General features: G+C 61.7%; 6 protein-coding genes. 5 read left to right on the top strand and 1 reads right to left on the bottom strand.

Going from position 1 to position 12,108, the window contains the following annotated elements:
• Positions 1 to 23 precede the first annotated feature (23 nt).
• From ACMX25_RS31810 to ACMX25_RS31830, 5 genes are all read left to right on the top strand, one after another.
• Positions 24 to 1,403 carry an MATE family efflux transporter gene (locus tag ACMX25_RS31810; protein ID WP_414952088.1) on the top strand — a complete coding sequence of 460 codons (1,380 nt, stop codon included), beginning with the start codon at positions 24 to 26 and terminating at the stop codon, positions 1,401 to 1,403.
• A gap of 176 nt (positions 1,404 to 1,579) precedes the next feature.
• Entirely contained in the window at positions 1,580 to 7,531 is a 5,952-nt protein-coding gene (locus ACMX25_RS31815) for an alpha-2-macroglobulin family protein (protein WP_462686303.1), read from the top strand.
• 4 nt (positions 7,532 to 7,535) lie between these two features.
• Complete coding sequence (gene pbpC, locus ACMX25_RS31820) at positions 7,536 to 9,740, top strand: penicillin-binding protein 1C (RefSeq protein ID WP_414953884.1); 2,205 nt, start codon at positions 7,536 to 7,538, stop codon at positions 9,738 to 9,740.
• Positions 9,741 to 10,060: 320 nt separating this feature from the next.
• Complete coding sequence (locus ACMX25_RS31825; protein WP_414953885.1) at positions 10,061 to 10,675, top strand: ComEA family DNA-binding protein; 615 nt, start codon at positions 10,061 to 10,063, stop codon at positions 10,673 to 10,675.
• 198 nt (positions 10,676 to 10,873) lie between these two features.
• On the top strand, positions 10,874 to 11,323 hold the full coding sequence (locus ACMX25_RS31830; protein WP_414953886.1) for a YidB family protein: 450 nt from the start codon (positions 10,874 to 10,876) through the stop codon (positions 11,321 to 11,323).
• A gap of 111 nt (positions 11,324 to 11,434) precedes the next feature.
• Here ACMX25_RS31830 and ACMX25_RS31835 read toward each other — a convergent pair whose 3' ends face one another.
• A complete protein-coding gene (locus ACMX25_RS31835; RefSeq protein WP_414953887.1) occupies positions 11,435 to 11,869 on the bottom strand; it encodes a nuclear transport factor 2 family protein in 435 nt (144 codons plus the stop codon).
• Positions 11,870 to 12,108 lie beyond the last annotated feature (239 nt).

Raw genomic sequence — 12,108 nt, forward strand, 5'->3', positions numbered from 1 at the left:
CTGCATCGCGGAAGCAACTGACCATGTGGCCCGATGTCCGCAAGATCGTGGCCCTGGCGTGGCCGGTGCTGATCGGCCAACTGGCGATCATCGCGTTCAGCGTGATCGATACGGCCATGGTCGGCCGATATTCCGCCACGGATCTTGCAGCGCTCGGCCTCGGTTCATCGATCTACATCTCTGTCTATATTGGTTTAACGGGCATCCTGACGGCATTGCAACCCATTGCCGGGCAATTGTTCGGTGCGCGGCGTGAAGCCGATATCGGCGAGGAAGTCCGGCAGGCGCTATGGCTGGCGGCGGTGTTGTCGGTGATTGGCTTCGTTTGTTTGTATTTCCCGCAGCCTCTCCTGAGTATCGCCGATACCCCTCCCGCCCTGCACGACCGCACCCTCGCCTATTTGCGCATCCTGTCGCTCGGCCTGCCGGCGAGTCTCGCGTTTCGCGTCTATGGCTCGCTTGCGAACGCGGTAGGCAAACCCCGCCTCGTGATGTTCCTGCAAGTCGGTGCGCTGATGCTGAAGGTTCCGCTCAACCTGTGGTTCATCTTCGGCGGATTCGGCGTGCCGGCGCTGGGTGGTCCAGGCTGCGCAATCGCGAGCACGATGATCAACTGGCTGATCGCCATCGTTGGAATAACGGTGCTGGTGCGTGTCGAGTTCTTCCGGCCGTTCGGCATATTTTCGCGCTTTTGCTGGCCCGTCTGGCAGCGTCAGAAAGCGCTGCTGAAACTCGGCATTCCGATGGGGCTGTCCTACCTGATCGAAGTGACCTCGTACACGTTCATGGCGCTGTTCATCTCGCATTTCGGCACGACGACGCTTGCTGGACATCAGATCGCCGGCAACATTGGCGCGGTGCTCTACATGACGCCGCTGTCCATTGGCGTGGCGTCCGCGACCCTCGTTTCGCAAGCACTTGGCGCAGAACGTTTCGATGCCGCCCGTTCGCTCGCCCGCCACGGCATTGCGTTGTCGTGCGGTATCGCGTGCGTGTACGGCGCGGCGCTGTTCGCGCTACGGCCTCACTTGCTCGCGGCCTACACGCCCGACAGCCAGGTGATCGCAGCAGCCATGCCGTTGCTGGCGATTGTCGTGTTCTATCATTTCTTCGATGCCCTCCAGATCACCACCGCGTTCGTACTGCGCGCCTACAAGGTGGCGGTCGTGCCGACGGTGATCTACGCGGTCGCGTTGTGGGGCATCGGGCTGGGCGGCGGATACTTGCTCGGGTTCGACGTGGGCGGTTTTACGCCCGCCTGGTTGCAGGGCGCGCGCGGGTTCTGGGTGGCGAACTCGTTAAGCCTGGGCGTGGCGGGCGTAGGACTGTTTCTCTACTGGCGGCGGATCAGCACGCGGCACATCCCGGATGATCGTGTCGGCGCCGGGGCCAAGCCAGTTTAGATTCAAAACCGCACCAACCACGCCAAACCGCGCACTCGATGCAATCAGCGCACGCGCGGTGTCATAAAATGAAAACAATTGGCAAGGACGACGTAACACTCCGGTAAAATCGCCAGCGTTTTGGCCACCCTGGAACGAGTGCGATGATCCGCGTCATAAAAAAACAACGCTGGCCCATGGCGTCGCTTGCCGCCCTTTCCATGTTCGCCGCGGGTTTGCTCGGCGCCACGCATCGCGCCGACGCCGCCCGCACGCTGAGCGTATCGCCACAGGGCAAGGTCACGCAGGTGCGCCAGGTGGTCGTCAAGTTCGACGAAGCGATGATCGCGTTCGGCGACCCGGCGGCCAAAGCTCCGGCTCAGGTCCATTGCAGCGGGGGACCATCGGCGGGATCCGCGCATTGGATCGACGATAAAACCTGGGCCTTCGACTTCGCACAAGACCTCACGCCCGGCATGCGCTGCTCAGTCGCGCTGAACGACGGTCTCAAATCCACTGCGGGCAACGCGCTCACCGGCCCACGCCAGTTCCGCTTCGAAACGGGCGGCCCGTTTGTCACGCAAGTCATGCCCGGCGGCGGCGAGATAGAAGAAGACCAGATCTTCGTGTTGCGCCTGAACGGCCCCGCGACAGAAGCGTCGGCGTTGCAAAACATCTGGTGCGAATCGAGTGGATTGGGTAACCGGATTCCCGTCAAGAACGTCGACGCCAACGCACGCGCCGCGCTCCTCAAACGTTTCCGCCTCGACAAAGACAGCGCACGCGTGCTCACGCTCGCGTGCCAGCAAACCTTGCCGTCCGCCACGAAGATGCAACTCGTGTACGGTGCGGGCGTCGCCGGTCCGAGCGGCCTCGCCAACGACGTGGAGAAGCGCTTCGACTTCGATGTACGCGAACCCTTCACCGCGAGTTTTTCGTGCGAACGTGAGAACGCCAAGGCGCCCTGCACGCCGTTGCGCCCGCTGAGCATTCGATTCAGCTCGCCGGTGCCGCGCGCGGACGCCGAGAAAATCACCTTGCACGGCCCAGGCGGCAAGACCTCGCCCCAGTTCGATCCCGATGAAAAAGACAGCGACATCACCGGTGTCAAGTTCGCGGCGCCCTTGCCCGAACACGCGGATTTATCGATAGAACTGCCTGCAGGACTCAAGGATTCCAGCGGCCGCACGCTATCGAACGCGGACCTCTTTCCGCTGAAGACATCGACGGCGCCCATGCCGCCGCTTGCGAAGTTTTCATCGTCGACATTCGGGATCATCGAGCGCTTCGCCGAGCCGAACATGCCCGCCATGTTGCCCGTCACGCTGCGCCACGTGGAAGCCGACCTGAAGGTGAACGGGCTCAACGCGGGGTCATCGAGCGTGACGAAACTGCGCGTGGATGCTGATAGCGAAATCCGTCGATGGATGAAAACCGTCGATCGTTTCGACGGCTTTTCGATGTCCGTCGCACAGATCAAAAAAGACATGCCGCTGGCGCTGAACAACGGCATCAAGCCGGTCTACGCCCAGGGCAGCACGGCGAAAGATCCGCAAATCGATATCCGCTCGCTGTCCTTGCTGACAAAGCAACCGGGCGTTGAAACCCTGAGCGTGCCGCAAGCCGATCCCAAGTCGTTGCGGCCTTTTGAAGTGGTCGGCATTCCGCTTCCCAAACCCGGTTTCTATGTAGTCGAACTGGCATCGCCGGCGCTGGGCGCATCGTTGCTCGGCAAACAGCAAGACATGTACGTGCGCACCTCGGTGCTCGTCACCAACCTTGGCGTGCATTTCAAGCAAGGCCGCGAAAACAGCATTGTCTGGGTGACCGCGCTCGATAGCGGCAAACCCGTTCCGAACGCGCAAGTGCGCGTGACGGATTGCAACGGCGAACAACTTGCTGCCGGGAAAACGGATGCGCGTGGCATCGCGACGATCAGCAAACCGCTGGCGTCAGCCCGCCCTTGCGATGAAAACAGCCTCGACTATTCGGGCTTTTTCGTCTCGGCGCGCGTCGATGATCCGAAGACTGGCCCGGACATGGCGTTCGTGCGGTCGGACTGGAATCGCGGGATCGAGTCGTGGCGCTTCAACGTGCCCACCGACATGAGCCGCGATCAAACCACGCGCGCCACGACCGTATTCGACCGCACGCTGCTGCGCGCGGGCGAAACGGTATCGATGAAACATTTGATGCGCGAGGAAACGCTCACCGGTTTTGCATTCCCCTCCCATCTGCCGTCGCGCGTGACGATCCGTCATGAGGGCAGCGGCCAGACCTACCATCTGCCGCTCAAATGGGCGGCCGACAAGAGCGCCGATTCCACCTTCCCGATTCCCGCCGCCGCGAAGCTCGGCGAATACAGCGTGACGCTGGATGACGGTTCGACGAATTCGGACTCGGACGATAACAACGACGACAACAGCGACAATTCCGGATCGGGCCACATGAGCATCGAAACCGGCAATTTCCGCGTGGAGGAATTTCGTCTGCCGGTGTTCAAGGGATCGATCGGCATTCGCGATCAGAAGACCGGTGCACTGGTCGCCGCGACTACAGCGCCGCTGGCGGTACAGATTGAATATGTGTCGGGTGGACCGGCATCGAACTTGCCGGTGCAAGTGTCGGCGCTGATGAAAGATACATCGCCGTCATTTGCTTCGCAGTTCGAATCGTTCAGCTTCGCGCCGTACAAGAAGCCTGCCGATGACGGCGCCAGCGCGCCCGCAACCGAAGGTGACGACGACAACAGCAACGCGCAGGAAGACACGTCCACGGCCAAGCTTATCGCCGATAAAACCGCGCTCACGCTCGACCGCAATGGCACGGGAACGCTCACGCTCAAGTCGCTGCCGGTGGTGGAAGCGCCGAAACAGCTGGCACTAGAAGCGACCTTCGCCGACCCGAACGGCGAGATCCAGACGCTGCGCGGCAGCGCCACGCTTTGGCCTGCGGCTGTTGCTGCCGGCATCAAGGCAGGCGACTGGGTATCTGTCGGCAACGCAGTGCCGGTGCAGGCACTCGCCGTCGACTTGCAAGGCAAGCCGCGAGCGGGCGTTGCGCTCGAAATCCGCGGCGTGGCGCGTACCATGACAAGCTCGCGCAAGCGCATGGTCGGCGGCTTCTACGCGTACGACAACCACACGGAAACGAAGGATCTCGGCACGCTTTGCAACGGCAAGAGCGACGACCACGGCCTGCTTTCCTGCGAGGCCAAACTCAAGGAAGCGGGCAACGTCGACCTCATTGTCACTGCCAAGGACGGCGATGGACGCGTGGCGAATGCGACCACCTCGGTCTGGGTCACGCGCGAAGATCAACTCTGGTTCGGCGGCGAAAACACGGACCGCATCGACGTGCTGCCTGAAAAAACCAGCTACGAACCCGGCGAAACCGCGCGCTTCCAGGTGCGCATGCCGTTTCGCTTCGCGACTGCGCTGGTGGCGGTGGAGCGCGAGGGTATCGTGGAAACGAAGGTCGTTGAGCTGGATGGCAAGAACCCGACTGTCGAGTTGAAAGTACAGGATTCGTGGGGACCGAATGTCTACGTCTCCGTGCTCGCCATTCGCGGTCGGATTCACGAAGTGCCGTGGTATTCATTCTTCACGTGGGGCTGGAAAGCGCCGCTCGATTGGGTCCACGCGTTCTGGTACGAAGGGCGGCAATATGAGGCGCCTACGCCGCTGGTCGATTTGTCGAAGCCTGCGTTCCGTTACGGGCTCGGCGAGATCAAGGTGGGGACCGCCTCGCACAAGCTCGGCGTGACGGTCACTCCGGATGCGAAATCCTACGCCGTACGCACAAAGGCGCATGTGAAAGTCCGCGTGACGCTGCCGGGCGGCAAGCCGGCACCGGCCGGCACGCAGATCGCGTTGGCCGCCGTCGATGAAGCCCTGCTCGAACTGATGCCGAATCAAAGCTGGAACGTACTCGACGCCATGCTGCAGCGGCGCGCGTATGGCGTGGAGACATCGACGGCGCAAATGGAGATCATCGGACGCCGTCACTTCGGGCGTAAAGCCGTGCCGGCCGGCGGTGGCGGTGGACATAGTTCGACGCGCGAACTGTTCGATACGCTCCTGCTCTGGAACCCGCGCGTGACGCTCGATGCAAACGGCGAAGCAACTGTAGATGTGCCGCTCAACGACGCGTTGACGAGCTTCCGCATAGTCGCGATCGGGGCTGTGGGCGCGGGTCAATTCGGTACCGGCAGTGCATCGATACGCAGCACGCAGGATCTGCAGTTGATCTCTGGCCTGCCGCCGCTCGTCCGCGTAGGCGACCAGTTCCGTGCGTTGTTCACGCTGCGCAATACGACCGCACGGACGATGCAGGTCGTCGTGGCGCCCCGTGTTCCGTCGCTCGATCTCGCCGCGCAGAACGTGACGCTGGCGCCGGAGTCATCGCAGGAAATCTCGTGGGATGTGAAGACGCCGGATGCCATAGGCATGGCTGCAACGGGCGCGTTGAACTGGGAGATAAGCGCCGCGGAACAAGGCGGTCCGAAAGCCGCCGATGCCGTGAAGCTCACGCAGCGCGTGGTGGCCGCCATTCCCGTGACCGTGCAGCAAGCCACGATCACGCAGGTTGACGGGTCGTTCGCGTTGCCTGTTGCGCCGCCGGAGACCGCGGTGGCATCGGCTGACGGACAGATTCGCGGTGGCATTGCCGTGACGCTGCAGCCGAAACTCGCCGATGGCCTGCCGGGTGTGCGGCGCTGGTTCGAACGTTATCCCTATAGTTGCCTCGAGCAGCAAACGTCCCGCGCGTTAGGTCTCGATGACCTCACGCAATGGCAGACGGTGATCGCGAGGATGCCTTCCTATCTGGATAGTGACGGGCTCGCCAATTACTTCCCGCCATCGGACGATTCCCGGCCGTACGGTAGTCCGGCGTTGTCCGCTTATCTGCTCGCAGTCAGCGATGAAGCATCGAAAGCCGATCCCCGCTTCGCATTGCCCGACGACCTTCGCGACAAGCTCACAGGCGCATTGACCAACTTCGTGGAAGGCAAGATCGAGCGGAAATTCTGGGCACCGCGTCAAGACCTGGACTTCGTGAAGCTCTCGGCAATTGAAGCATTGTCCCGATACGGACTGGCCGCACCGCGCATGCTCGACTCGATCACCATCGCGCCGAATCAATGGCCGACGTCCGCGCTGCTCGACTACTACTCGATCCTTTCGCGTGTCGACGGCATTGCACAACGCGACGATCAGCGTGCTCAAGTCGAACAGATCCTGCGCGCTCGCCTGACGTATTCGGGCACGCGCCTCACCTTCTCGACCGCCGCCGACGACGATCTCTACTGGCTCATGACCGGCCCGGAAACGAACGCGGCGCGAACAGCCCTGCTTTTCGCCGATAACCCCGCGTGGAAAGACGAAATGCCGCGCCTGGTCGGCGGTTTGCTCGCGTTGCAGACAAACGGCGCTTGGCAAACCACGACGTCGAACCTATGGGGCAAGCTCGCCGTGCAGCGCTTCTCAAAGGTGTTCGAAAACACGCCGGTGAGCGGACAAACGCGCATTGCGCTCGGCACGACGGAGAAGGCCGTGGCATGGAATGCACCGGCCTCGCCCGCCAATCCGCGCAACGTGACCTTGCCTTGGACTTCCGGCACGCTGAACCTGACGCAAGACGGCACGGGCAAACCGTGGGCGACCATCGAAAGCCTCGCGGCCGTCGCGTTGAAAGCGCCGTTCGCGGCGGGGTATCGGATCACGAAGACCATCACGCCAATCGATCCGGCTGTCAAAGGCACGCTTTCGCGTGGTGACATCGTGCGCGTGCATATCGACATCGATGCGCAAAGCGATATGACATGGGTCGTCGTCAACGATCCGATTCCGGCAGGTGCAACGATCCTCGGTTCGGGCCTCGGCCGCGACTCGGAGGCCGCGACCGAAGGCGAGAAGAGCCCGCAAGGCGCTTGGCCGACGTTTGTCGAACGGGGTTTCGATGGATATCGCGCGTATTACGACTATCTGCCGAAGGGGAAATTGCAGGTGGAATACACGGTCCGGCTGAACAATGCGGGCACATTTGGGCTGCCGCCTACGCGCGTAGAAGCGCTCTACGCGCCCTCCGTGTTCGGCGCGACTCCCAACGCAACAATGGTCGTTGCTCCACTGGCCGCTGCCAAATAACGCGATGAAACGCGCCGCCCTCGCCCTAGTCTGTTGCATGCTTGCAAGCTCGGCGCATGCGCTGCCAAGCTTTGACGAAGTGCGCGCGGGTTGGCGCAGTTCCGACTGGGTGCTGCTCGCTCGCAATGGCGAACCGCTGCAGCGTACACGTATCGATACAACCGAGCGGCGCGGCGACTGGGTCGCTTTGCAGGATGTGTCGCCGGCATTGCGCGAGGCGATTGTTGTCTCCGAGGACAAGCGTTTCTACGAGCACAGCGGCGTGGATTGGCGTGGCGCAGCGGCCGCGGCGTGGGCCAATCTCTGGAACACCCGTACGCGCGGGGCATCGACGGTGACCATGCAACTGACCGGTTTGATCGATGAAGATCGCCGGCCGGGACGCCGTTCAATAGGCGAGAAAGCGACGCAGACGGTCGGCGCGTTATGGCTCGACCACGCCTGGCGCAAGGACCAGATTCTCGAGGCATACCTCAATCTCGTGCCGTTTCGCGGTGAGATCGTCGGTTTGTCGGCTTTATCGCAGACCTTGTTTGGCAAGCTTCCGTCCGGGCTGAACGAGCGTGAAGCCGCGCTGACCGCCGCGCTGGTGCGTGCGCCGAATGCGAATTACGCGAAGGTATCGGCGCGGACGTGCGGCATTTTGCGTGACATGGATCGGGCGCGACCTGCTGCCACCGACCCTTGCGCGAACCTCGATAGCTACGTGCAATTGACGCTCACGCGAACCGCTTCAGCCTCTGCAAGGTCCTCGGGTGACGACGCGCTCGCGCCGCACTTCGCGCGCCGCGTGGCCGGCGAAGTGCATCCCGCAGCCGGCGCGCGGGTCCAGTCCACGCTCGATGCGTCGTTGCAGCGCTTTGCCCGCGACTCGCTCGCGCGCACCTTGCTCGAACTCAACTCGCGCGCGCATCAGCGCAATGTGCACGATGGCGCCGCGATCGTCATCGATAACCGCAGCGGCGAGATCCTCGCGTGGGTCGGCTCGACGGGCGGCTTGTCGAACGCGCCGGAAGTCGATGCCGTCGTCGCGTTGCGCCAGGCCGGATCGACGCTGAAGCCGTTCTTGTACGCTCAGGCTATTGACGAAAAACGTCTAACCCCGGCCTCTTTACTCGACGACGCCCCGCTCGATCTCGCCACCGGCGGCGGCCTGTATATCCCGCAAAACTACGATCACGATTTCAAGGGTTGGGTGAGCATGCGCACGGCGCTCGGGTCGTCGCTGAATGTGCCAGCGGTGCGCACGCTCGTGATGGTCACGCCGCACCGGTTCGCAAAAACGCTGGTGTCACTCGGCCTGCCGCTCACGCAAGCCGGCGATTACTACGGCTTCAGTCTCGCGCTCGGCAGCGCGGACGTGACGCTCGCGAGCCTCACGAACGCGTATCGGACGCTCGCAAACGGCGGTCTTACCGGGCCGATGTCCGACTTGCCGGCGCATGCCGCCGCTGCATCCGGTACGCGAGTTTTCAGCCCGCAAGCCAGTTTTATCGTGACGAACATCCTCGCCGATAACAACGCGCGCACACGCACTTTCGGTTTCGACAGCGTCCTCGCCACGCGCTTTTTCAGCGCCGTGAAAACCGGCACGAGCAAGGACATGCGCGATAACTGGGCGGTCGGCTACACTTCGCGCTATACGGTGGGCGTATGGGTGGGCAACGCGGACGGTGAGCCGATGTGGGACGTCTCCGGCGTCACGGGTGCAGCGCCGGTGTGGGCTGCGCTGGTGAACTACCTGCACCGGCGCACGCCAAGCCGCGCGCCCATCGCTCCGCCGGGCGTGGTTCAGACCATGATTGTTTATCAAAACGATATCGAGCCGGCACGCGACGACTGGTTCCTGAGCGGCACGCAAATGTCGCGGATCGGGTTGTCGTCGAATGCGGAAGGCGCGGCCGTACGCAACGGCACGGCCCGGATCGCGTCTCCCACCGACGGCACTATTTTCGCGCTCGATCCCGATATTCCCGCCGCACGCCAGCGGGTCTGGTTCGAGAGCGCGCAAAGCGCCCCTGCGGGCAGCGTGTGGCGGCTGGACGGCAAATTGGCCGGCCCTTCCCGCTCAACCAGCTCGACACGAATGGCATGGTTGCCTTGGCCAGGCCATCACACATTGGAACTGGTCGACCGCCAGGGCGTAGTCGTCGATTCCGTGAAATTCGAAGTACGCGGCGCGTTTGCCAAAATCAAGACAAAGGGTTGATCGGGATTAAGAATCGAATGCGGATAGCGTCAAATCCGACAAGCTTATATCCCGAATTGTTAAATCTGGACCGACCCGACTTCATCCGCCATGAGTCTGGTGATAATCGCTAAACGAATTGAAACTAGTCAGCGGATTGGGTACAACCGGCAAAATAACAGCCAGTGATGTTGTAAAAATTAATCCCGCTCACACCGGACAGGGGTCACTGGCATTATCCTGACCCGCATTTTGTCCTATGCTTGTTGGACTTTCTGGCCCGGCTCCAGTTAGGCTGGCATCGATTCCTCTTTTTATTTTTTCAACCTGGAGCACTTGTCATGCTTAAAAAGCTGTTGATGCTTTGTCTGGCCCTCGCGTTGTCCATAGGCGCCGCGTTCGCGGCCGTCGATGTCAATACGGCGGACCAAACCTCCCTTGAAGCGGTCAAGGGGCTGGGGCCGGTGAAGTCGAAAGCGATCATCGATGAACGGACGAAGAACGGCCCGTTCAAGGATGCAGACGATCTCGCCAGCCGCGTGAAAGGCCTCGGCGCGAAATCCGTGACGAATCTGGAGCAGGCCGGACTGACGATCGGCGGATCATCCGCGCCGCCCTCCGGGTTGAAGGCCGGCAAGACACGGACAGTGACCAACGCGGACACCGCATCGCCCGCTAAGTCGACGGTGAAATCGTCCACGGCCGCAACCGCCGCTACGTCACCCGCCGCGACCACGGCCACGACGCCGGCAGTCACACCTGCAGCGACGCCGGACGCGGCTTCCACCACCAAGGGCAAGAAGGGTAAGAAAGCCAAGGCCGGCGCGGCGGCTAGCTCGAGCGCGGCGACCAGCACGGCACCCACAGCGACGGCCGACGCGGCGTCAGGAGCGAGTGGCGCCAAGGCGAAGAAGTCCAAGAAAAAGAAAGCCGCCAGCGACGCGGCAGCAACCTGAGGACGGCGAAGCAGTTCGGCATGAACCAGAGAGTGGAATGGCCAGCAACGCATAGCTCGAATTCATGCCGCCCAGTTCGCCTTGCAGCAGAAACAGTCCGGCCGTTCCTCAACGAACGGCACGTTTTCCGTCCGGCACTGGCAAACCGGCATGATGCCGGACGGCATTTAACCAGCATCGTTTTCAAGTGAGACAGCCATGAGCCTACTCGATACCCTCGCCTCCTCCTTCGGCAACTCGTCTCAAGGTGGCGGCGCACAGTCCGGCCTAGTCGCGATTGCGATGGAATTCGTCAACAACCAGCCCGGCGGCCTGAACGGCTTGATTCAGCGATTCCACGAAAATGGCGCGGGCGATATCGTCTCGTCGTGGGTCGGCAACGGCGAAAACAAACCCATCAGTTCGGACACCGTGACGAATGTGCTTGGTTCGGATGCGGTCAGCGAGTTGGCACAGAAAGCGGGTCTGTCCGGCGATCAGGTTTCCGGCATCCTGGCTTCAGTGTTGCCGCATCTCGTGAATCACGCGACGCCGGACGGCCAGGTGCCGGCAGACGGCAAGCTGGACGTGGGAAGCCTGCTAGGGTCTCTTGGTGGCCTCGGTGGTCTGGCAGGCCTGTTCGGCAAGAGCGAAGAACCGAAGGCGTAAGCGTTTTTCGCCTGGTTTTAGGCAGCAGTAAAAGAAACAAAAAGGGGCAACGGAGTGATCCGTTGCCCCTTTTTGTTGGTGCGGCGAGCGCTGGCGCTCATGCAGCCGGATTCAATATTTGTAGCCTTGGCGAGCGAGTAGCTTCCAGCCCTTGCCGGACTTCTTCCATACCATCAGTTGATCCAGCTCGACGTCGGTCTTCTTGCCGCCGCTTTCGACCGTCGTCGAGAAATGATCGCGCACGATGGCGTTATCGCCGGCTAGCGTCGTGCTCGGCTTTGTCAGGTCGATACGCAGATAGTGGGTCTGGCCGCTCGTCATCGTATCGATGTACACCTGCTGATTCTGGACCGATCCGTTGGAGTGACCGTAGCTCAAGGTGCTGGCGGTGAGTGCCTTCAGTTCGTCGCCGTTGGCCGCGATCATTGCGGCGTGCAGGCGCTGGACGGCAGCGTCTAGCGATGCCTGATCACCGGTCTTTGCCTGAAGGTTGACCGATACGGCGCACACAACGGCCGCCGCCAGCAGCATCTGGAGTTTTGTCATGGAAATTTGGAGGTTGAGCTGATTAAGAAGTCTGACGTCCGGTAATAAATTTCCGTATTTACACGGACTAAATAGAATTTATGCGTAGTTTCAGATCAGACGTCAGATAAGTTTTCGAAGATTAGCACGACGCACCTTGACTGCTAATCAGGTAAACCCGCGCCAGCCTGACCAATAAAAAACGCCCGACAAACTTCGTCGGGCGTTCTTCAACAGCAGCAATACGTGGATCCAGCCCG

Source organism: Caballeronia eucalypticola, assembly GCF_047608185.1.
In the GTDB taxonomy this organism is placed as follows: Bacteria; Pseudomonadota; Gammaproteobacteria; order Burkholderiales; family Burkholderiaceae; genus Caballeronia.

Excerpts from the sequence above, each read along its gene's own strand:
- ACMX25_RS31810 (WP_414952088.1), top strand. The coding sequence starts at position 24 with ATGTGGCCCGATGTCCGCAAGATCGTGGCCCTGGCGTGGCCGGTGCTG.
- ACMX25_RS31815 (WP_462686303.1), top strand. The coding sequence starts at position 1,580 with ATGGCGTCGCTTGCCGCCCTTTCCATGTTCGCCGCGGGTTTGCTCGGC.
- pbpC (WP_414953884.1), top strand. The coding sequence starts at position 7,536 with ATGAAACGCGCCGCCCTCGCCCTAGTCTGTTGCATGCTTGCAAGCTCG.
- ACMX25_RS31825 (WP_414953885.1), top strand. The coding sequence starts at position 10,061 with ATGCTTAAAAAGCTGTTGATGCTTTGTCTGGCCCTCGCGTTGTCCATA.
- ACMX25_RS31830 (WP_414953886.1), top strand. The coding sequence starts at position 10,874 with ATGAGCCTACTCGATACCCTCGCCTCCTCCTTCGGCAACTCGTCTCAA.
- ACMX25_RS31835 (WP_414953887.1), bottom strand. The coding sequence starts at position 11,869 with ATGACAAAACTCCAGATGCTGCTGGCGGCGGCCGTTGTGTGCGCCGTA.